Raw genomic sequence first — 21,324 nt, forward strand, 5'->3', positions numbered from 1 at the left:
TGACGACGCACGTAGAAACCACGCTGCCGGAGGAGCAGCGAACTGAACCGTCCGCGGATGCACCGGCAGGGCAGGGCGCGGCGGAGGACGCCGTGGAGCGCGCTCCGTCGCTGCCACGTGAGGCGGTGCGCAGGCTCGCCTCGGTCTGCTTCTGGATCACGATGGCGCTCTGCTTCGCGCTGCTCGCGTTCAAGACGGTGGTGCGCTTCGACCTGACGACGCTCTGGGACGACGCGTACATGTTCCAGCGGTACGCGCACAACATCCTCACCGACCACAGCATCGCGTGGAACCCGAAGGGGCCGCCGTCCTACGGGCTCACCTCGCTCGCCTTCATCGTCGCCGCCGTGCCGTTCCACCTCATCGCCGGCGGCAACACGAGCCTCGCGGCGATGCTCCAGAGCCTCGTCTGGGGGCCAGTGCTGCTCGTCCTGCTCGCCCTGCTCGTCCTGCGGGCGGCCGGCGACGGCAAGGTCGCGCGCCTGTCCTGCTTCGCCCTCGTCGCGTTCTGCGCCGCCCGGTCCACGCTGACCGATCACTTCGTAAGCGGCATGGACACGTCGTTCGGCCTCTGCTTCCTCACCGCGTACCTGCTCCTCACGCTGCGGCTGCTCGGCACGGCCCGGCTCGCCGGCGGGGTGGCGCTCGGGGCGTTCGGCGGGCTCGCCTTCTCGGTGCGGCCAGAACTCACGGCCTTCGCCGTCCTCGTCCCGCTCGCGCTCGTCGCGCTCGAGCGCGACCGCGACCGCCGGCGCTTCGGGCTCGCCGCCCTCGCCACGACGGCGGGCGTCCTCGCCCTCCACCTCGCGGCCGCCAAGCTGTACTTCGGCTCGCCCCTCCCGCTCCCGTTCTATGCCAAGTCGACGAACCTCTACGGATCAGGGATCCTCCGCGCCTACCGCGGCCGGCCGACCATCGATCTCGTCGACTGGCTCGAGTTCTTCTGGCCGCTCTTCACCGTCATCGCGCTCGACGTGCTCGTGGGCCTCGGCGCGCGGCAGGCGAGGCCCGGCGCGCCGGCAGGCGAGGGGCGGAGGAGCGGCCCCCGGGCCTTCTGGGCGGAGTCCTCGGCATTCGACAAAGGGGTCCTCGCCGCGACGCTCCTGTGCCTCGCCTACTCGTGGATGTTCGTCGTGCCGATCATGGGGTTCGCGCAGCGGTTCTATTACGCGCCGCTGCCGGGCCTCATCTACCTCGCTTGCCGGAGCGCCGCCCGGCTCGCGCGGACGCTCTCCGACGCGATCGGCCAGCCCGCGACGGCCGCCCTGCCCCTGGCCGGCGTGGCCGCGCTGGCGATCCTCTGGCTCCAGCTGTCGACTCCCCTCGCCGCGGCAGGCAGGGACCTCGCCGGCGCCGTCACGGCGAAGCGGCTCGGGCATTTCAACATCGTCAAGCACGGCAGCACCTCGGGACCGCAGAAATACTGGTTCGCGATCGATCGCGTCTCGAAGCTCCCCGACGACCTCGTCATCGCCACGACCGAGGTCGGGATGCTCGGCGCGATGAACCTCAACAAGACGATCATCGACATGGCCGGCCTCAACGACCGGCGCTTCGCGCTCGAGCCGTTCTCCGCGGACAGGTTCTTCGAGGCCTACAAGCCCGATCTCATCTACATGCCACACCCGCATTACGTGCAGATGACCGAGGATCTGACGGCCCACCGCGAGATGTCCGGCTATGTCGTCTATTCGAAGTCGAAGCTCGGGACATCCCAGTTCGGGATCGCCGTCCGGCGCGACAGCCCGTATTTCGATCGATTGCAGCAGATCGTGAAGGAGAAGATGGGCTCGAAATGACGTCGCGCGCCGCGCGGTCGACGCAGCCTGCCCGCTGCCCGGCGACCGTGCATGCCGCCGACCGTCTCCGGCGAGGGGATCGACGCTCTTCCCGCGATCCGGGGCGTCTGATACCATCGCTCCCGACAGCGGCGCCTGCCGCACTGGAGCATGACGTGAACTGTCCGAAATGCACGGCCTCGATGGATATCGTCACCTTCGGCGGGATCGATGTCGACCGGTGTACGGCGTGCGGCGGGATCTGGTTCGACAGCCGCGAGAAGGAGTCCCTCAAGGCCATGGACGGCTCCCAGCAGATCGACACCGGCGACCCCTCGGTAGGGCGGAAGAACAACCAGATCCGGCGGGTGCCGTGCCCCCGCTGCTCGACGCCGATGGTGCGCATGGTCGACCCGCAGCAGTCGCACATCTGGTACGAGAACTGCAGCGTCTGCGGAGGCGTCTACTTCGATGCCGGCGAGTTCCGCGATTACAAGGAGCACACGCTGAGCGACTTCTTCCGGGACCTGTTCGCGCGCCCGCGCGGCTAGAGCGCCGCTCTGCGTCGCGTGCACCAGAGGCGGGGGAGGGAACCGCTCTAAGGAGCCCGTCCGTCCGCTCCCGGGAGCGTGCTCGGCCCGGGGAGCTCGGGGCCGGAGCCCTCGGGGAACGTCGCCAGGAGCTCGCCGGCGCGGAAGACCCACAGCGTGCCGGGCGTCGCCTTGCGCCAGAGCTCGTCGCGCGTGAGCGGCTCGGTGGCCACGACCGCCATCCGCGCGTCGGGGCCGACGCCGTGGAGGTCGTTGAAGTTCACCTTGAGATCCGCGTCCACGAGCGTGGCCTCGCCGAACGGGGCCTGGCGCAGGATGCAGGACAGGTGGTCACCGCACCGGGCGAAGAGGTGCTCGCCGTCCGCGAACAGGAAGTTGAAGACGCCATCGGCGCCCAGCTCGTTCCCGAGCTCGTACAAAAGGCGCCCCAGCTCCCGCGCGTCGCCCGGGTACCTCTCGCCGAACGCGCTCCGGATCGCCTCGAGGAGGATGCAGAAGGCGTGCTCGCTGTCGGTGTCGCCGACCGGCGTCTCGACGTGGAGCTTCCGATCCCTGACCGTGGGCAAGGTGCCGTTGTGCGCGAACACGATGTGCCGGCGGTGGAGGACCCGCATGAAAGGGTGCGTGTTCTTCAGGGCCGCTCCCCCGCGCGTCATCTTGCGCACGTGCGCGATGGCGAGGGCGGTGTGGATCGGGTTCTCGCGGATGAACCGCGCGAGCGGGCTCGAGAAGGCCGGGTGAGGCTCGAGGAACGTGCGCGCGAACAGCCCATCGTACAGCGAGACGCCCCAGCCGTCCGCGTGCGGCCCCGTCTGCCCGCCGCGGAGCGCGAGCCCCGTGAACGAGAACACGATGTCCGTCGGTACGTTCGACACCATGCCAAGCAGCTCACACATGACGGGCATCCTCCCGCGGCGCGCGCGCGCCGTCGACGATCACGAGCCCCGTGACCCCGCCTCCCGCGGAGACGTTGCTGACCTCCGAGGCCGAGAGCCGGACCATGGCGCCCTCCATGCGCGTGGTGAAGGTGGGGAGCGGGCCCTCCACGCCGCGGGCGAAGACGAAGGGGCAAAGGTCGAAATAGACCTGCTCTTCCTCCACGGCGCCGCCGCGGAACGTCGGCATGCGCGCTGTGCGCGGGCGGCGCCGCTCCTGCACGATCCAGGGCTGATCCGCGGCGGCCCGGACTGCCTCTCTCCAGGCCGCCGGCGTCGCCGTCCACCCGAGCAGCACGCCTTTGCCGCCGTACTCGTCGTTCGGCTTCAGCACGAAGCTCTCCTGCTCTCCGAGGAGGAGCTCGACGAGATCCACCTCGCGGCCCCGCCACGCGGCGCGGCCCGCGGTCACCCGGCGCGTCCAGGGGACGTGCTCCGCGATGGCCGCGCGCTGCTCGGGCGTGAACAGGCCCGAGAACATGGGGTTGCTCAGCACGGCGAACGCCGCCTTCTTGTTGAGGGGCCTGATCCGGAACGAGTTCGCCACGTACGCCGCGCGATCGCAGTAGGCGCGGATCAGCGGGTGATTGAGGCCGCGCCGCCCGACGAGCTCCTGCGTGATCACGCGCCGGTAGACGAGATCGATCCGCTCCCCGCCCGCTCCGAGGCGGCGGCCGTCGTACGTGAGCTCGTCCGGATCGACGATCGTGGTCCGGTGCCCCTCGGCCGAGAACAGGTCGGCGAGCACCCTGAGCTCGGCCGAGGTGTCGACCGTGGCCCAGTCGACGATGGCTATCGCGGGCCGCGCCTCGCGCCCGCCCCACGCGGCGTAGCCCTCGCGCAGGGCGCCGAGGAGCGCCCGGTGCGGCGCCGGCGTGCGCAGGCCGTGCCCGTCGCGGAGCGGCGCGAGGTGGGGGAGCGCCATCAGCGTCCGCTCGACGAGGATCTGGTCGGTGAGGCCGGCGGGGGAGTCGGCGTTGTACTCGATGAAGGAGAAGCCGCCGTCGGTGATCAGCATGTCGAGTCGCCCGACCGTGTGGAGCGGCCCCGAACCCGGCACGATCGCGGCGAGGGCGCGCTCGTCCGCGGAGAGCCCGACCTCCTCGGCCAGGAAGTCGTCCCGGATCGCGCGCTGCGCGACCCGCTCCAGCGCGGAGGCGATCTGCTCGGCCGCGCGGGCGATCGCGGCGAGGTCCTGCTCGGCGATGAGGTAGGGCCGCAGGTAGCGGCACAGCGGGCGCGCGCCGTGGACCAGCCCGAGCCGCCGCTGGGCCTCGAGGAACGCCTCGAACCGCGCCGCGTCCATCGCCCCCGGCGCGGCGAGCCGGGCGTCGATCTGCTCCGCGAGGGATCTCGTGGCGTCCTGGCTCATCGGCGACCTCATGTCGCGCCCGCGCGCGGGGTCCCCCAGGCGTGCACGGGCGCGCCGGAGTCGACCTCGGCCATGTACCGCTCCAGCATCTTCCTCAGCGCCTCCTCGCGCGACGCGGAGCCCATCTCCAGCGCCGAGAGCGCGCGGAGCTGCCATGTGGCGCCGGTGATGCCTTTGGCGACCCGCGCCTCGAAGATCCGGAGATAATGGCGGGCCTCGTCCCCGTCGACCCCCGCGGTCACGAGCCCCTCCTCGACCCGCGGCAAGAGCGAGAGGAGGAGATCGCGCGCGCGGACGCACCTCGGCGCGGCCCCCGGTACGGCCGGCCAGACGAGCTCGGCGTCGAGGCCGTAGTGCGCCGCATGGTAGAAGTTCCTCACGGCGAGCTCGAACGGGAACGATGGCAGGAGCTCTGCGATGGAGGGCGCGAGCGCGAGGATGCCTCCGAGCAGGAAGCTCCCGTTCGCGAGCATGTCATCGAGCGTGGGCCCGGACGGCAAGGCGCGCAGCTCGATCCGCAAGTGGCCGTCGCCGGCCGGATCGTACACCGGTCGATTCCAGTTCCAGACGGTGCCGTGGTGCAGGCGGAGCTCGTGGAGCTGCGGTATCCCCCCGGCCCGCGCGCAGCCGACGACGTCCTCGTCGCCGCACACGGGGAGGATGGGCTCGTGCAGCGCGACGCTCTCCATGAAGAGCTCCGCCGCGCCGTCGCGCACCCAGCCCGTCCCGAAGCCGATGCGGGCCGGCATCTTCCAGTCCGCGCCGGGCGCCGGCGGGCGATCGTCGCCGGCCTGCTTGAACACCGCCACCCGCGTCTCGTGCCACAGCCTGTGGCCGAGGAAGGTGGGCGAGTTGCACGAGGCCGCGAGCGCGGGCGCGGTCATCATCATGGCGGCGTTGAACAGCCGCGCGAAGGCGTCGGGCGTGGCCCGGAGGTGGATCTGAAAGGCGGTGTTCGCCGCCTCCATCGCGGGGTCGTCCGACGTGAGCTCCAGCGGCTCGGCGCCGTCGATCTGGATGTGGAAGGGCGCCCTGCGCAGCCTGCAGAGCCCCGCGGCGAGCGCCCGGTACCGGGGCAGGTTCGTGATCGTCGCAGGGCTGAAGTCGCGCCGCTGGAAGGTCGGCAGGATGCTGACCGGGACCACGCGCGCGCCCCGCGCCGCCGCGCGCTCGCGGATCGCCTCGACGGTCGCGCGCATCTGCTCGCGCAGCGCCGAGAGCGGCCTGCCGGCGAGCGGCACCGGCTGCGTGCTGAGCTCGATGTCGAACGCGCCCATCTCCGGCGTGATCATCGGGCTCGCCGCGGCGCGCGCGATCTCCGCCCCGATCGGGACGGGGCGCGCCTCGCGATCGACGAGGAACATCTCGAGCTCGGCGCCGATCGTCGCTTCCCCGTGGCCGAACCCCGGCCGGGCGAGCACCATCTCCAGCGCCGCGAGGTTCTGCTGGAGCCGCGTCTTGAAGAGCCGATAATCGACGGTCTTGAAGTGGTCTTGCTGGATCTCGATGCCCAAGGGACCTCCCGCTGCGATCGCGGCGAGGGTCCGTCCTCCAGCACGGCGAGCGCCGTGGGCTCCAGGAGAGCTCGCCGCCGGGATCGCGATGTTCCCGCGCCCTACGCGCCGCGCAATGCAAGCGCAGGGCCACGGACGGCGGTCTCGACATGAAGGAGGCCGGAGACCGCCGCCCGCTGGCGTCGAGCTCGATCGGTGTGGCGCCGATGCAGCCTGTGGCAAAACGCGCCGTGGGCGCTGTGGGAGGGTGTTTCCTGGGTTTCGCGCAGGTGTCGGGGAGGTTTCATCCCGGGCGCCGGCTCATCGGTCGATGTGCGGGACGCGCTCGACAACACACGCGCCCGCCTTGCAGCGAGCGACCGAGTCCTCTTTCGGCGCCATGCACTTGGCGACCGGGCAGCTTTCGGCGGCGCAGCTCGCGGCGCGCCACTTCTGGAGCTCCGCGAGCGCGTCGCGGTGGAACGCCTGGTCGCACGGCGGGCACAGCTGGTCGCAGCACTGCCCGGCCCGCGCGCAGGACGCCACGCAGTCGGTGTCGGCCTCGCACCGAAGCTCCGACGCCGCGGCGCGCGGCTCGCCGGCCGGCGGCGGGGTCGCCGCTTGGGCGACGTCGGAGGTTCCGGTGGGGGTCGGGGTGTGCGCCGGGGCTTCTTTGTGGCAGCCGAGGAGACCGGCGAGGACGACGAGCACGGGCGAACGCGAGAGCGACAGTAGCTTCATGCCGGCCATCATGGCATGCGTGGGTGCGCTGATCCCTTCGACCGTGCAGTCGCTCCTGCATGAGGGCCTGCCCCTCGCCCAGGGCAGGGCCGGCTACGGCCTGGAGCGGGCGTCTGATCCTTGCTCGCGGACCGAGCGAGAGAGAGCCTTCCAAGGGGGCAAGGGACGTGGTCGAGAAGCCGGACGGCAACCCCGTCCTAGCGTCATGCGACCGCAGACGGCAGCATCACCCGTCGGCGATTCCCTTGGTGCCAGGCGGACCGGCTTCGAACGCGCTCGGAAGATGAGCAGATTGGCCTCTCGCGGAGGCCACGGACTCCTGTAGGATCCTCCCCCGCGCGGCAGTTCAGGGGGCGTGGTGGCGACGGGCGGGCGGAGCACCAAGGCGGCGGTATGACGCCGGGCTACACACGGCGGTGGCCCACGTCCGTTGCCGTCCGCCCTGGCCAACGGTTCGGCCCGCTCCCCTTGCACCCAGCCCCATGGGGCGGTAGCTACGACTCGGAGCTCACCAGAATGTCCGCAGGGAAAACTCGGAGAGTGGAGCCGAAGGAGCGCAAGCGTTGGCTCGAGACCTTGCTGGATCGCATGTCTGCACCTGCCGCTGTCATGCGGCAGCATCTCGGGGAAGACGACCAGGCGCATGCACTGGGCTCGGCAGCCGAGAAAGGCGTACGCGACCTCTTGCGCCTGGTCCTGCCGCGGCGCCTTGCGGTGACGTCGGGGTTCCTCCGCGAACCTGGCCGCAGCCTGGCGGGGATCACGCCGGCAGGGGCGCTGTCCCCTCAGACAGATGTCATCGTCTACGATAGCTCCGATGCGGTACCTCTGCTCAGCCTAGGAGATGTCGATATCGTGGCAGCCCCGGACGTGCTCGGGGTGATCGAGGTCAAGGACACGAATAAGGGATCAGAAGACCTATCCAATGCCGGAGGAGCGGGTGGCGCGCTCGAGCACACGGCTCGGTTGGGCGATCTCGCACCGAACGCGTTTCGAGCCATCGTCCTTTTTCGCGGCAAGGAGAGGGCCAAGGTCAAAGAGGACGAGAGCGGTGGGAAGGAACAGCCCGAGGAAACGCAGGACACTGAGGGTAAGAACAAGGGTGGTAGGCCGGCGCTGTCAGAGCTCGCGAGGGCGAAGAATCGCCTCTCCGGAGCAAATTTGAGCAGGCTCAGATTCCACATGTGATCTATTGCGCCTCCTACACAATGGACGAGGGCAAGGACGGGAGTTACATCGCGTGTTACGATTTTCGGGCACAGGCCGTGCGTATTCACGAGTACCACGGTGACCAGACCCGTGCCCTGGCAAGTTTTCTGCGCGTCGTTACCGGTTTCTTCGCTGTCCGCGGCCTGATCTCGCCGTCGCTCCACCTTGATCTCCTTCCCACGAAGTCCGACCGCGGCGAGATGGTGAAGAACGCGACCACGAGCTTCGACTGCCTGCACGCGCGGCTGCTGAGACGTCGCGGCGAATCGGAGCACGGGACCAAGCCATTTTACGGGCTGTTCGTGGAGCTTCTAAGGAACGCAGATAACGCGGTATCGAAGATCGTCACGGGCCACGACGTCGCCGGCCTCCCGACCGCAGGAATTGTCATCAGCGTCGAGCTCGCGATCCGAGAGGAAGAAGGGATGGACCCCGCCCGGATGATCTCTGTGGCCTTTTTCTACCTCGCCGCTCCCAATGTCTTTATTTGTACGGACGCCAGCGCAGACGAGGCTCAGCGGTGGATCATTGAGGACGAGACGGTCGACGAATACAGGCGTCGGGCGCTGCGGGAGAGCGGACGCGCGGATGCCGACAACGTAGCACCGGGCAAGAGGTCGGAAGCCGAAAGGGAGAATTGATATGAATGTGATGTATATCACTGTGATGCGTGTAAACTCCGCGAGTCGAGGTCGCGGCATTAACATCTTCCTGCATCGGCCCGATGTGTTTGAGCAAAGCGACCCTTGGAAGGTCGTGGACGATCCAGGTCCGAGGGTCAAAAAAGTCGATCAGAACGAGGTGCCACGGGGCGGGAACCGGGTGGAGGCGTACCTCGATCTCTTCTTTGATGAGCGTGATTACTCGTCCGAGTTGCTCGACTGGGCGTTGAATGAAGTCGAGAGCGCGATCGAGAAGGGGACGCGTAATCCAGCAAATGTCGAGTGCGTTAGGGAGGGAAGAGTCGTTGTTCGCGTCGTGTTTTCAGTGAACTTGGGCCTCGAGGATCTCATGTCCAAGCGTCGTGTGTTCAATGATCTCCGCGGGGCGCTCAAGCGGTGGGAGAGACAGCACGAGGCAGAAATTAAGGCTTCAGCCAGCGGCGATCTCCAGGCGGCGGGATAGACGCGACGGTTCTCCCGAAGCCGCGGTCCAGAGGTTCTCCCGTGCTGAGGGCGGCATAACGAGGATCCGGTAAATTCACGATGTTCATGGGATATGGCGATGAGAAAAGACATGATCGTCGATGAGCTGGAGCGCAAGGGATTCGTCGTCGTGAACCCACATGGCGGCTTGGGGTGTCCAGACGGCACGACCGAGCCGCGGCTACAGCGCAGGAACGACGCGAGAGGCGGCTCGGTGTACGTCTGCTCTGGGCGCATCCGCGCGACTGGCGCATATGTCGAGCTGTTTTCCGGTTTGGTGGAGCCGTCCCATAATAATACCATCAATGGGTACCCTGAGTGGAATGGCGAGCAGCTAGACGCACTCCTTCGCGCAATTCCGAGCTGTCAGTGACGACGGCGCGGAGCGTTGCCGCGCCAACACGCCCGCCGGAGCTCTTGTCCTGGTTCGCTTGTCTCCGGAGCCGTCCCGTAGCTTGGCAGCAGATGCGGCGGTGCCGATGCGGCGATGCGCGAAGCCAGCGCGAACTCGTCCGCTCCGCGGACCGTGACGACCTGCGGCGATGTTCGCGGCTACTGCGCAGGCGCCACGGCGCACGATCGCGGACCACCTCAGGCCGGCCTTCGTCGAGGCAGGATCTCCGACACCTATACCGGAAAAATGCCGGATCCTGCTAACAGAACGAGAGCGGCTGCCCCGTGGCCTCGACGACGGCCATCCACAGGTCGTCCGTCGGGTCGACCTGCTTGCGCATGCGGACGGCCAGGGGCATGGGCACGTGAACGAAGCGGCCGTGCCACCGGCCGATCAGCATCTCGGTGTTGCCCGCCATGGCCGCGTGGACCGCGTTCCGGGCCATGTTCCAGCAATACACGCTGTCCGACGGCGACGCGGGGACGCTGCGGATATGATAGCTCGGGTCAAGGTACTTCAGCGTCGCCTCGACGCCGCGCGCCCGGAAGTGCGCGTTGATGCGGTCGCGCAGGAAGAGGCCGATGTCCTTCAGCTTGAGGTTGCCGCTGAGATCCGTCGCCATGGGCTCCGCGCTGGAGGTGCAGTGTTCTTGCATGGCGCCCTCGGCGACGACGATCACGGCGTTGCCGTGGCCGGCGAGCCGGCGCTCCAGGTGCGCGAGCAGCCCGCTCGGACCGTCGAGCTCGGCGTGGACCTCGGGGATGAGGACCACGTCCACGTCCGCCGACGCGAGCGCCGCCGCGCACGCGATGAAGCCCGAGTGGCGGCCCATCAGCTTGACGAGCCCGATGCCGTTCTTCGCCCCCGAGGCCTCCACGTGCGCGCTGCGGATGACGTCGACGGCGGCGGCGAAGGCGCTCTCGAAGCCGAAGCTGCGGTCGATGAACTTGATGTCGTTGTCGATGGTCTTGGGCACGCCGACGACCCCGATCGACAGGCGGCGCTCCTCGATGGCCCGGACGAGCGACATCGCGCCGCGGATGGTGCCGTCGCCGCCGACGACGAAGAGGACGTTGATGCCGAGGGCCTCGAGCGTGTCCACCATCTGGTGTGGGTCCTGGTTGCCGCGGGAGGTGCCGAGCACGGTGCCGCCCATGCGGTGGATCTCCTCGACGCTCCGGGGATCCAGGCGCATCGGGGCGTGCCCGAAGCGGGCGACGAGCCCCTCGTAGCCGTAGCGGAAGCCGAAGATCTCCGGCACGCCATAGCTCTGCGCCATCGTGAGCACGAGGCCGCGGATGACGTTGTTGACGCCGGGGCAGAGCCCGCCGCACGTCACGATGCCGGCGCGCATCTCCTTCGGATCCCAGAAGACGCGGTTGCGCGGCCCGGCCAGCTCGAACGCCGGCGGCCGCGCGCCGGAGGCGTCCGCGAGGACGGCGGACAGGCGATCGTTGAACAGCACCTTGTCGGCCTCGCCGACGTACACCGTGGCCTTCTCGCCGAGCTTCTCGGCGACGGGCGAGGGGTGCCGGCAAGGGCCGAGATCCTTGATGGCGAGGTCGGCAGGGGTCACCACGCGCAATGCCTCCAGGTGAGGAGAACAGCGCCCCTACGGCGAGCACCGCCGCGGGGACCCTGCCATGATCGGACGGCGCGTGTTTCGGCCGCTTTTCGGGAGCGATAAGCTATCGTAACGCCGCGCGGTTCCGTTCCGACGCGAGGAGCAGCGCGCTACGCGCAGCTCCCGTTCCTCGTGACCCAGGCCGCCACCCTGTCCAGAAAGACGCGGGTCTTCGGGACGAGCGCGCCACCGCGGGGCTCGCGCGATGGCCGAGGGTCGCCGTGCCGCCGGGCGACCAGCGACGGGGCGCCGAGCGGGCCGACACGGATCTATTGCCAACCATGACGTTCACCCGCATCGTGCGGGGCCCGCGAGCCGGCGCCGGCGCCGGCGTGACCTCGGCGGTGAAGGACGTCACCGGGCGTGAGCCGATCGGCTTCGAGCGGTTCGCTCAGGACCACGCGGCAGCGCTCCGCTGAGGTCACGCGGCTCGATCGTCCGGCGCTCTAGAATTCAGCCATCAGCCCTACCGACGGGTAGACGATGAAGCTGTCGAGGTCGACCGCGACCGCCCTCTGGCCGAGCACCGTGAGCTCGCCGCTCGAGAAGATCTCCGCCATCGTCAGCTCGAAGCCGAAGAATACGTGTTGATAACCGAGCGCGACGCCGGCCTGGCCGCCCACGTAGAAGCCGGTGCCGGAGAACGACGCGAGCTCCCGCTCGCCCGGATAGCCGGTGAAGGCGGGCAGGTCGAGGACGAGCGCGGTGTCGAAGGTCGTGAACATCAGGCGCGGGCCGCCCCAGACCCGGTACCACGTGCCGGCCTTCCCGATCTGGATCGGCAGGTCGACCTGCCATCGCGTGAAGTCCTCGAGCTCGACGATGCCAAGGATGCTCCCGACGGGGAACTCCATCACGTAGCGCCCGACGCCGGCGCCGGCCGTCAGATCGACGCCGTGCCTGTCGCTCTTCAGGAGCTGGTAGCGGGTGCCCAGGCGGAACGCGCTGCCGGTCGTGCGGAGGTTGATCTCCCAGCGATCGAGCGCGGTGTAGCCGATGCCGAGGTGCGGCGTGACCGAGGGCGGGTTCAACGCGAGCGCGCCGCCCGCCTCGAAGAGCGCCTGCCGCTCGGCCTCGGACAGCTCTCGTGACTCCGCGGCGTCGGCCAGCACGACGCCGGCGTCCACCATCGACGCCAGCGTGCCGGTCGGGATCGAGACGTCGAGCCCGAGCTCGGCCTGGACATGGCCCTTCTCGGCCACGTGGGCCGGCTGGAGCGTGGAGAGCGCCGGGGCGCAGCTGCAGGTCCACAGGGCGAGCAAGGCGAGGGGGCGCGGAAGCATCGGCAGGTCACGCTACCATGACCGTTCTCTCGAGGCGCGCGTCGACGAGCGCGCGCCGGTCCCGGACACCGGCCTCTATCCGTACGATGACGGCGAGATCCGCGCGGTGGTGCGGACGGGGACGGTCATCCCGGGTCGGAGCATTCTGGCCGGTCGTCGCGCGGCAGGCCGGCTCTCGCAGGCGTCCAGGCGGGCGGGTCGCTGGCAGGGAAGGATTGCTGACAGGCCTCTTCCACGACATCACCTACAGGCACGGCCGGCGCGACCCGCGCCGCGGCTCGCTCCGCGCGCAGCCCCTTGGCCGGGCGCGCCTCGTCGCCTGGCTCTCTCGATCCACTCCGGGTCGCCCGCGCCTGCGCGTGTCCCATGGTGCGTCCTCCGCCGGCGGACATTGCGCCTCGCCGCCGCCGTGGCAAGGTCCTGCGCTGCGCTGACGATCTCGGACGACCGGGCGGGTCGCAGCTGGCGGAGGGCCGCGCTCGACGCGACGTGGCGGCGCGGCGATCGAGCGGAGGCGCTCGCGGGAGGAGCCCACGATGAACAAGGCGAACCAGCCGTTCCGGGTCGGGATTTCAGGGTCCTATGGCGGCATGAACCTCGGCGACGAGGCCATCCTCGATGGCATCGTCACGCAGCTCCGGGCGTCGATACCAGCGGAGATCACCGTGTTCTCGCTGTGCCCGGAGGACACGAAGATGCGCCACCAGGTGGAGCGCGTCGTCCCCGTTCGTGACCTCACACGAATGGAATCGACCGCCGAGATCGAGCGCCTGGATCTCTTCGTCCTCGGCGGGGGAGGCATCCTGTACGATCGGGACGCGCCGGTCTATCTGAGAGAGGCGCTCATCGCGGAGGAGCGCGGCGTCCCTGTCGTGATCTACGCCGTGAGCGCCGGGCCGCTGTCGGACCCGAGCGCGAAGCAAGCCGTACGGGCGGCGCTGAACGCCGCGGACATCGTCACCGTACGAGACAAGCAGGGACGTCGCCTCCTCGAGGAGGTGGGGGTGAATCGCGAGATCCGTCTCACGGCCGATCCGGCCCTGCTGCTGCGCGAGGAGGCGCTGCCCATCGAGGCCATCCGGGCCGAAGGGGTCGAGTTCGAGCGGCACCTCGTCGGCTTCTCCGTCAGGGAGCCGGGCCCGGCGGCGCCCGACATCGACCCTGACGAGTACTATGGCCTGCTCGCCAACGCCGCCGACTTCGTCGTCGAGCGCCTCGACGCGGACGTCGTGTTCGTGTCCATGGAACGGACGGACGTGCAGCACAGCCACGCGGTCGTCGCCCACATGAAGAACGCCGAGCGGGCAGAGGTCTTGAGGCGACGGTACACGCCGCAGCAGATCCTCAGCCTCGTCGGGCACCTCGAGTTCGTGGTGGGCATGCGCCTCCACTTCCTGATCTTCTCGGCGCTCCGCGAGACCCCGTTCGTCGCGCTGCCCTACGCGTCCAAGGTCGCGGGGTTCATCGAGGACCTCGAGATGGAGACCCCGCCCCTCGGGACCATCAGCTCCGGGCAGCTCATCGCCAGGCTCGATCGCTCGTGGGACACGCGTCACGAGATCCGCGCGAAGATCCGCCGGCTGCTCCCCGGCCTGAAGGCCAGGGCGAGGGAGACCAACCAGCTCGTCACCGAGCTCCTCGCGCGGCGAGCTCCGGCGGCGCAGCCGGCGCGGAAGAGCGCGTGAGCGCGGGGAGCTGGCGATGGACGTGATCCGGACCGACGTCGCCGTCATCGGCGGAGAGCTCGGCGGCTGCGCGGCGGCGCTCGCGGCGGCCAGGACGGGCCGCCGCGTCGTCCTGACGGAGGAGACTCGCTGGCTCGGGGGCCAGCTGACGAACCAGGCGGTCCCGCCGGACGAGCACCCGTGGATCGAGGACATGGGGGCGACCCGGAGCTACCGCGCGCTGCGCCAGGGGATCCGCGAGTATTACCGCAGGCATCTCCCGCTCACCGCGTCGGCCAGGGCGCTCCGCGAGCTCAACCCCGGCAACGGCTGGGTCAGCCGCCTGTGCCACGATCCGCGGGTCGCGGTGGCGGTCCTGCACGAGATGATCGCGCCGTACCGGCTCAACGGGCGCCTCGTCGCGCTCCATGCTCACCGGCCCATCTCGGCGTCGACGCACGGCGATCGGGTGACCGGCGTCGTGCTCCGAGGGCTTGAATCGGGGCGCGATGTCCTCCTCGTGGCCGACCTCTTCATCGACGCCACGCCTCATGGCGAGCTCCTCTCGCTCGCTGGCGTGGAGCACGCGCTCGGGGCGGAGTCTCGCGCGGAGACCTGCGAGCCGCACGCCCCCGAGCGCGCGGATCCGGGGGCCCAGCAGGCGATCACCGTCTGCTTTGCGATCGAGCACCACCCTGGAGAGGACCATACCATCGACAGGCCCTCTCAGTACGAGCGCTGGCGCTCCCTCGAGCCGCCCGGCTGGCCGGGTCGGCTGCTGGACTGGACGGCGGTTCGACCCGATACACTCGAGCCTCTGACGCGAGGTCTGTTCGCCGCGGAAGACCGGCATCCCTGGTGGAGCTTCCGGCGGATCCTCGACAGGACGGTCTTCGAAGCGGGGTTCGCGCCGAGCGACGTCACCATCGTGAACTGGCCACAGAACGACTACTGGTTCGGGCCCGTCTGCGGCGTCGACGAGGCGGAGGCCGCGCGGAACCTGGACGCAGCGCGGAACCTCAGCCTGAGCCTTCTGTACTGGATGCAGACCGAGGCGCCTCGCCCGGACGGCGGGGTCGGATATCCAGGCTTGCGCCTCCGCGGGGACGTGGTCGGCGGCACGGTCGACGGCCTCGCGCCAGCGCCCTACATCCGCGAGTCCCGCCGGATCCGGGCCGAGCTCACGGTGCTGGAGCAGCACATCGCGTATCCGCTCCGGCCCGACGGCCCCGCGACGTTCGAGGAGAGCGTCGGTATCGGGTGTTATCGCATCGATCTGCACCCGCGCGTCGGGGGCGCCGGGTACCTCGATCTCGGCTGCTGGCCCTTCCAGATACCGCTGGGTGCGCTCATCCCGGTGCGGGTGGAGAACCTGTTGCCGGGCGGGAAGAACCTTGGCGTCACGCACATCACGAACGGCGCCTACCGGGTCCACCCCGTGGAGTGGAGCGTCGGCGAGGCGGCGGGGCTGCTCGCGACGTTCTGCCTGGAGCGCCGCGTGCTGCCGCGGCAGGTGCGCGCCCGGAGCTCGCTTTGCGAAGAGTTCCAGGCGCTCTTGGTCCGCGAGGGCATCGAGCTGGCCTGGCCGGCGCTGAGGCCGGTCTGAGCGCCGCGCCACGGCGTGTGTCGGCGAAGCGACCGCGCTACGACGAACGGGGGAGCGTGACGCGGAACGTGGTGCCCTCCTCCAGCGTGCTCGTGACCTGGATGGAGCCTCCGTGCGCGTCGACGATCGATTTGACGATGAAGAGCCCGAGCCCGAGCCCTTTCGAGCGTTGTACGACCCGCTGGCTCTGCTCGCTCCGGCGAAACGGATCGAAGAGGACGGGCAGCAGCTCGGGCGGGATCGGGGTCCCGCGGTTCGTCACCTCGATCACGACGTCCTTCTTGTGCCCGCGCAGCTCCGCCTGCACCGGCTCCTCCGGCGGGCTGTAGTCGACGGCGTTGCCGATCAGGTTCGACAGGAGCTGCCCCATGCGGCCCGGATCCCACGTGCCCCGCCCGTCGCCGTGGGCCGTGAAGCGGATGGTGTGCTCCGGGTGGGCGAGCTCGAGCTCCTCGACCACGCGCTGGCAAATCGCGCGGAGATCGACGGGCTCCGGTTCGACCGGAAGACCATGATGGGAGCGGATGCGCGTCAGGTCGAGCAGCTCCTCGACCATCCGCACCGCCCTGTCCGTGCTCGCGGCGATGCGCTGGGCGAGCCTCGCGGCGGCGGTCGTGACGTCCTCGCGCTTGAGCAGGGCGGCGGTGGCGAACCGGATGGCCGAGAGCGGGTTGCGCAGATCATGCCCGAGGACCGCGATGAACAGCTCGTGGAGCGCGACGTCACGGCGGAGATCGGCCGAGCTCGTGTGCTCGTATTCGACGGCCGCGGTGATCATCACCTCGTCGAGCGCCGAGTGCACGAGCTGGGCCTCCTCGCCGCCGAGCACCACCCCCTCCCGCGCGCACAGGTCCACGATCACGGCGCGAAGGAGGCCGAGCTCGCGCAGCTCCTCCGCGAGGGAGTAGCCCTCGGCGATGCGATGCGAGACGTGCACCTTGGCGGCCTCCGAGCTGCCGATCTCCGGGCCGCTGGCCCCGTCCGGCGCGCCCGGCTGCGCGAGCTGCGCGAGTGAGTCGATGAGGTCGTCGAGGAGCTTCGGCGTGTAATCTCTCAAGTCCTCATCGGTGTGCTCACGGGCCCGTGGGATCTTCGGCGCGCTCCGGACGCGCACCATCCACTGGCCTATGATCTCCTCGCTTCGCTCACGGAGCAGGACCGTGATGCGCGACAACGTGTGGCTCACGTGCGCTCTCCCCCCATCGATGTCGATGCGCCTTGTCATCCGGCGCGGCTGGCCATTGTCATGGATCCCGCAAGGCCCCCCAGGAGAAACACGAGCCGGACGGAGCCAGGTAGCCGAGGTGGGAGCCGATCGAACGTGCGCCGTGGGAGCGTCACCTGCTCTGCATGTTTCCTACAGGCCGGGGAGCGGGCTCAGGCGCTGGTGCCAGCGGCTCCAGGATCTGCCGCTGCGCGCCGGTCAGGCAGGCTGGGAAGGGCTTCGGTCCTCTGGGATCCATGCCCCTGAACCTTGAGCCGATTCTCGGCTAAGCAAGCTCCGAGAGCTCGACCTGGCGGACCGCAGGCGCCGCCGTCCTGGAGGGCTCCTCCCTGCGGTGCGGGCTCATCAGGGCGTCGAGCTGCTCGATGAAGCAGGTGTTCTCCGCCGGAAGGCCGACGGTCACGCGGAAGTAGTCGTCGTATCGCTCGTCGCCGAACGGCTCGAAGGCCTTCACCTTCACGCCTCGGGCGAGCAGCGCGTCGTGGATCTTCGCCCCGGACCAGGCCCCGCGCGCGCGGCACAGGATAAAATTGGTCTGCGACGGATAGGCCTCCAGCGCGCGATGCGCTCCGATGGCCGCCATGAGCCTGGCCCGCTCCCTCGCTGTCTGATGCCGGACGAATCCGAGGTGTCCGCCGTCCTGGAGCGACGCCATCGCGAGCTCCGCGGCCAGCTGCCCGACGCGGTGCGGCGTCATCTTGGCCTCCATCTGCGCCACCACCTTCGCGTCCCCCATGGCGTACCCCACGCGCACCGACGCGAGCCCGTAGGCGAAGGAGAAGCTACGGAGCACCATCAGGTTGGGATGGCGCAGCACCAGGTCGGCCATCCGGGTGTTCGGGCTCTCCTCGAGGTAGTGCACGTACGCTTCGTCGATGAAGAAGAGGGAGTCCGGGAACCGGGTGAGCAGCGGACCGAGCTCCTGCCGCGTGATGAGGACGTTGCCCGTGGGGTTGTTGGGGTTGCAGAGGTAAACCAGGCCGTCCTGCCGCGAGAGGCGCGACTCGAGCCTCCCCACGTCGAGCGCGAAGCCGTTCTCCGGATGGAGCGGGAGCAGCTCGCACCGCAGCCCCACGCGGACGCCGGAGGCAGGCACCTTGGAGTAGGTGAGCCGGGTGGTGATGATGGGATACGCCGTGCGCTTCAGCAAATGGCGCAGGGTCCGCATCGCCGAACGCCTGATCTCGCGCTCGATCAGGAACGGGATGCAGGTCTTGAGCAGCGGGCCGCTCCCGTTGGCGACCAGCACGTTCTCCGGCCTGACGCCCGCGTCGGCGGCGAGCGCGCGCCGGAGATCTCCGTTGTCTCCGGCCGGGTAGCTCCGCAGGGAGATGTTGCCGGCGTGGCGCCGCAGGACGTCGGCGCACCGGTCGGAACAGTACGTGCCGTGGTTCAGCGCCATGTCGATGGGCGGCGCGCCGGCCCGGCGATCCGGGGCGTCGAGTGCTTCGCTCGCTGTCGTTCGAGGCTGCATGGGGCGCTCCTCTCGTGGTGTTGAACCAGCATCAACCAGGCGATTCGTCCCCGTGATTCAGGAGGCCACCTTCGCTGGCCAGTTGCAAGAAGGAAGAGCGAGACCTGCCGCCATGCTGTCGGGACCACACCCAGCCCCGCGGTGTGTGTCAACAGCCGCGATGAAATGGCCGCCGTTGCATGCGCTCAGCCCGCGCGGAGCGGCGGCGCCCGCAGCGGGGCGCTCTCTCGCTCGAGCGCGAGCGCGGCGCGCAGCACCAGCGCTTCCTCGAAGTGGCGCCCCACGATCTGCAGCCCGAGCGGCAGGCCGGCGCTGGTGAGGCCCATCGGCGCGCTGATCGCCGGCTGGCGCGTCAGGCTGAAGGGCGCGGCGAAGGAGGCCGGGAGCGCGCCGCCCTCGATCAGGGGCGCGGCCCCGGCCGACGTCGGCGTCACCAGCAGATCGAAGCGGCGATGGAACACGGCCATCGCCAGGGCCAGCTCCGCGCGCTGCCGCTCCGCCTCCAGATACGCCACGGCGCTCAGCGCCTCTCCCTGGGCTGCCGCGCTCTGGACCGCCGGATCGAGCAGCGCGCGCTGCGCCGGCCCGAGCTCCCGCACCGTGTGCGCGGCGCGCGCCGCGAACAGCGTCCGCAGCACACCCCCCGGGTCCGCGAACGGCGGCGCCACCTCCGCCGACCCGCACGCGGCGCAGGAAGCGTACGTCGGACGGGTCGAGCGTGTCGGACGCGCCGGGGGCGTCGAGCGCGCCCAGGTACAGCGCGTCCTCGCGCGGCGGCGGGGCCCGGAACGGATCGCGGTCGTCAGGACCGGAGAGGACCGAGAGGAGCACCGCTGCGTCACCGACCGTGCGCGCGATCGGCCCGACGTGCGGGGGCACCCCCACACGCGCGTAGGTGACCCGAGCTCGCGCGAAATCCGTTTTGACCGACTTCCCCTGGACGCTCGCGCCCATCGAGTAACTCGCTTTGCGGCGTTGTCCCCCGACGAGCTCGCTTCTTTTAGTAACCCGCCCAGCCCGGATCGTCGCCAGGCGGACGCAGCGTCAATTCAGGGACGAGCTCCGGGAAGGATGCTGTACCAGGATGGGTCGACGCCGACGCGACGAGGTGGTAGACGTGCGATCTCCAGGAGTGCAACATGACGCCGACACGTACGCGAAAAGTGAGTCTCTGCGGCAAGGAGCTGCACGGCCTGCAACACATCTGCGCGTTCTTCGATTCACGCAAGGAGATGTACGACGTACTCAATCCGTACTTCCAGGAAGGGATCGATACCGGCGACGAGGTGGTGACCATCTTCGAGTCGAGCGTGCATGAGGACCATGTGAATCGGATGCAAAAGGGCGGCGTGCCCGTGCAGGATGCGATTCAGCGTGGCCAGCTCAAGGTCGTGCCCTCCGAGCAGACGTACATCCAGGACAACGTGTTCGTCGCGGACCGCATGTACTCGACCGTCGAGGGCGTGCTCGAGGGCGCGGCCGAAGGCGAGTTCAAGTCCGTTCGCACCTGCGGCGACATGGAATGGGCGCTGAAGAACCTGCCTGGCACCGAGGACCTGATGGTCTACGAAGCAAAGCTGAACACGCTGGCGCTCAAGCACGACTGCACGCTTCTTTGCTGTTACGACGTCAATCGCTTCAGCGGCCGGGTGATCGCCGATGTGCTCGCCACGCACTCGCACGTGATCATCGGCGGACACGTGCACGAGAATCCGTACTACCTCGACCCGGTGACGTTCCTGAGGAAGCTCGCGTTGCGGCGGGCGCCTGTGTCTCTCGCGAGCGCGGGCTGACCCTCTTCGCCGCCTCGCTCCGCGTGGTATACCGCCGGGTGTGGGACGCTTCGATCATCTCGCCACCACGCCCGCGCGCGGCGCGGCCGACGTCCTCAAGTGGAAGCTCGGCGCCCGCGAGAAGGCCGTCGCCGACGGCTTCGTCACGCCGCACCGCACGTACGACCGCTCGCTCGTCGAGAGCGGCCGCGCCTCGCTCACGTGGATTGGCCACGCGTCGTTCCTGCTCGTGCTGGGCGGCCTGCGCATCCTAATCGATCCCATCCTCGCGGCGGGCCTCGGCACCACGAGGCGGCTCGCCCCGGCGGGCATCCCGCTCGAGGACCTCACCGAGATCGATCTGGTGCTGATCACGCACAACCACCGCGATCACCTCGACACGCCCACGCTGTCGCGCATCCTCGCGGCGCACGCCGTGCACCCGGGCAAGCTCGGCAAGAAGAGCGCGCCGCTCCGGCCCCGCTTCGTGGTGCCGCAGGGCAACGGCGCGCTCCTCGCGAAGCTGGGCGCGGGCGCGGTCGACGAGCTCGCGTGGTGGCAGTCTGTCCACGTCGGCCAGGTCGAGATCACGCTCGTGCCCGCGCGGCACTGGTCGATGCGCATGCCCTGGGACAGGAACGAGGCGCTCTGGGGCGGCTTCGTGATCCGCGGCCCCGAGGGCGCCGCGTACCACTCGGGCGACACCGGCTTCTTCGACGGCTTCGCCGAGATCGGCGAGCGCAGCGGCGGCTCCATCGACTGGGCCATGTTGCCCATCGGCGCCTACGCCCCGCGCTGGTTCATGGAGCCGCAGCACATGGGCCCGGAAGAGGCCGTGCGGGCGTCCCAGCTGCTCGGCGCGCGCACCTTCGTCGCGATGCACTGGGGCACGTACAAGCTCACCGACGAGCCGATCGGCGAGCCGCCGGTCCTCGCGCGCGAGGCCTTCCTGAAGGGCCGCGGCGACCTGGAGCGCCTCTGGATCCTCGACGTCGGCGAGACCCGCGGGCTCTGAGATCACGCGCCTCCTGATGATGCTCCGAAGGCGAAGGTCCCCG

At 69.6% G+C, this 21,324-nt stretch carries 20 protein-coding genes (1 of these 20 only partly in view); 11 read left to right on the plus strand and 9 right to left on the minus strand.

The window, feature by feature from the left end:
• Positions 1-1,799, plus strand: partial view of a hypothetical protein gene (locus tag WMF11_RS12550; RefSeq protein WP_437977637.1) — the 3' portion only. The gene continues 1 nt to the left of window position 1, outside the view; the window shows 1,799 of its 1,800 coding nt (coding positions 2-1,800); the start codon is cut by the window's left edge — 2 of its three bases fall inside, at positions 1-2; it ends in the stop codon at positions 1,797-1,799.
• Positions 1,800-1,954: 155 nt separating this feature from the next.
• A complete protein-coding gene (locus WMF11_RS12555; protein ID WP_437552054.1) occupies positions 1,955-2,329 on the plus strand; it encodes a zf-TFIIB domain-containing protein in 375 nt (124 codons plus the stop codon).
• Between the two features lie 47 nt (positions 2,330-2,376).
• Here WMF11_RS12555 and WMF11_RS12560 read toward each other — a convergent pair whose 3' ends face one another.
• From WMF11_RS12560 to WMF11_RS12575, 4 genes are all read right to left on the minus strand, one after another.
• Positions 2,377-3,225 (minus strand): class II glutamine amidotransferase, encoded by an 849-nt coding sequence (locus WMF11_RS12560; protein WP_437977638.1) that lies wholly within the window; start codon positions 3,223-3,225, stop codon positions 2,377-2,379.
• A complete protein-coding gene (locus WMF11_RS12565; RefSeq protein WP_437977639.1) occupies positions 3,218-4,636 on the minus strand; it encodes a hypothetical protein in 1,419 nt (472 codons plus the stop codon). The genes WMF11_RS12560 and WMF11_RS12565 overlap by 8 nt, the downstream gene beginning before the upstream one ends.
• A gap of 8 nt (positions 4,637-4,644) precedes the next feature.
• Complete coding sequence (locus WMF11_RS12570; protein ID WP_437977640.1) at positions 4,645-6,150, minus strand: hypothetical protein; 1,506 nt, start codon at positions 6,148-6,150, stop codon at positions 4,645-4,647.
• A 300-nt stretch (positions 6,151-6,450) separates the two neighbouring features.
• Positions 6,451-6,870, minus strand: coding sequence for a hypothetical protein (locus WMF11_RS12575; RefSeq protein WP_437977641.1), 420 nt, complete (start codon positions 6,868-6,870; stop codon positions 6,451-6,453).
• A 540-nt stretch (positions 6,871-7,410) separates the two neighbouring features.
• On the opposite strand from WMF11_RS12575, the gene WMF11_RS12580 reads away from it, so the two are divergent.
• The 4 genes from WMF11_RS12580 (at position 7,411) to WMF11_RS12595 (ending at position 9,597) form a co-directional block, all read left to right on the plus strand.
• Complete coding sequence (locus WMF11_RS12580) at positions 7,411-8,058, plus strand: DUF6602 domain-containing protein (RefSeq protein WP_437977642.1); 648 nt, start codon at positions 7,411-7,413, stop codon at positions 8,056-8,058.
• A 20-nt stretch (positions 8,059-8,078) separates the two neighbouring features.
• Positions 8,079-8,720: a hypothetical protein gene (locus WMF11_RS12585; protein WP_437977643.1), complete on the plus strand. Its 642-nt coding sequence runs from the start codon at positions 8,079-8,081 to the stop codon at positions 8,718-8,720.
• A 1-nt stretch (position 8,721) separates the two neighbouring features.
• Positions 8,722-9,204 (plus strand): hypothetical protein, encoded by a 483-nt coding sequence (locus WMF11_RS12590; RefSeq protein ID WP_437977644.1) that lies wholly within the window; start codon positions 8,722-8,724, stop codon positions 9,202-9,204.
• A gap of 99 nt (positions 9,205-9,303) precedes the next feature.
• Entirely contained in the window at positions 9,304-9,597 is a 294-nt protein-coding gene (locus WMF11_RS12595; protein ID WP_437977645.1) for a hypothetical protein, read from the plus strand.
• 280 nt (positions 9,598-9,877) lie between these two features.
• Here WMF11_RS12595 and WMF11_RS12600 read toward each other — a convergent pair whose 3' ends face one another.
• Positions 9,878-11,197 (minus strand): ATP-dependent 6-phosphofructokinase, encoded by a 1,320-nt coding sequence (locus WMF11_RS12600; RefSeq protein ID WP_437977646.1) that lies wholly within the window; start codon positions 11,195-11,197, stop codon positions 9,878-9,880.
• A gap of 326 nt (positions 11,198-11,523) precedes the next feature.
• Here WMF11_RS12600 and WMF11_RS12605 point away from each other — a divergent pair, with 326 nt between their 5' ends.
• Positions 11,524-11,661 carry a hypothetical protein gene (locus WMF11_RS12605; RefSeq protein WP_437977647.1) on the plus strand — a complete coding sequence of 46 codons (138 nt, stop codon included), beginning with the start codon at positions 11,524-11,526 and terminating at the stop codon, positions 11,659-11,661.
• A gap of 27 nt (positions 11,662-11,688) precedes the next feature.
• Here the strand turns inward: WMF11_RS12605 and WMF11_RS12610 are convergent, their stop codons facing one another.
• Entirely contained in the window at positions 11,689-12,525 is an 837-nt protein-coding gene (locus WMF11_RS12610) for a hypothetical protein (RefSeq protein WP_437977648.1), read from the minus strand.
• A 536-nt stretch (positions 12,526-13,061) separates the two neighbouring features.
• On the opposite strand from WMF11_RS12610, the gene WMF11_RS12615 reads away from it, so the two are divergent.
• Together WMF11_RS12615 and WMF11_RS12620 are read left to right on the plus strand one after the other, a co-directional pair.
• Positions 13,062-14,210 (plus strand): polysaccharide pyruvyl transferase family protein, encoded by a 1,149-nt coding sequence (locus WMF11_RS12615; RefSeq protein WP_437977649.1) that lies wholly within the window; start codon positions 13,062-13,064, stop codon positions 14,208-14,210.
• 16 nt (positions 14,211-14,226) lie between these two features.
• Positions 14,227-15,795, plus strand: coding sequence for an FAD-dependent oxidoreductase (locus WMF11_RS12620; protein ID WP_437977650.1), 1,569 nt, complete (start codon positions 14,227-14,229; stop codon positions 15,793-15,795).
• Positions 15,796-15,832: 37 nt separating this feature from the next.
• On the opposite strand, the gene WMF11_RS12625 is transcribed toward WMF11_RS12620, so the two are convergent.
• The 3 genes from WMF11_RS12625 to WMF11_RS12635 all read right to left on the minus strand — a co-directional run bounded on the left by WMF11_RS12625 (position 15,833) and on the right by WMF11_RS12635 (position 19,162).
• Entirely contained in the window at positions 15,833-16,981 is a 1,149-nt protein-coding gene (locus tag WMF11_RS12625) for an ATP-binding protein (protein WP_437977651.1), read from the minus strand.
• Between the two features lie 304 nt (positions 16,982-17,285).
• Complete coding sequence (locus tag WMF11_RS12630) at positions 17,286-18,494, minus strand: pyridoxal phosphate-dependent aminotransferase (protein ID WP_437977652.1); 1,209 nt, start codon at positions 18,492-18,494, stop codon at positions 17,286-17,288.
• A gap of 185 nt (positions 18,495-18,679) precedes the next feature.
• Entirely contained in the window at positions 18,680-19,162 is a 483-nt protein-coding gene (locus tag WMF11_RS12635; protein WP_437977653.1) for an amidase family protein, read from the minus strand.
• 471 nt (positions 19,163-19,633) lie between these two features.
• Here WMF11_RS12635 and WMF11_RS12640 point away from each other — a divergent pair, with 471 nt between their 5' ends.
• Together WMF11_RS12640 and WMF11_RS12645 are read left to right on the plus strand one after the other, a co-directional pair.
• The gene (locus WMF11_RS12640) at positions 19,634-20,287 is read left to right on the plus strand and encodes an MEDS domain-containing protein (protein ID WP_437977654.1); all 654 of its coding nucleotides are present in this window, start codon (positions 19,634-19,636) and stop codon (positions 20,285-20,287) included.
• A 40-nt stretch (positions 20,288-20,327) separates the two neighbouring features.
• Complete coding sequence (locus WMF11_RS12645) at positions 20,328-21,281, plus strand: MBL fold metallo-hydrolase (RefSeq protein ID WP_437977655.1); 954 nt, start codon at positions 20,328-20,330, stop codon at positions 21,279-21,281.
• Positions 21,282-21,324: the final 43 nt, after the last annotated feature.

The sequence above is a fragment of the Sorangium sp. So ce295 genome, assembly GCF_051527405.1.
Classification (GTDB): domain Bacteria; phylum Myxococcota_A; class Polyangia; order Polyangiales; family Polyangiaceae; genus Sorangium; species Sorangium cellulosum_B.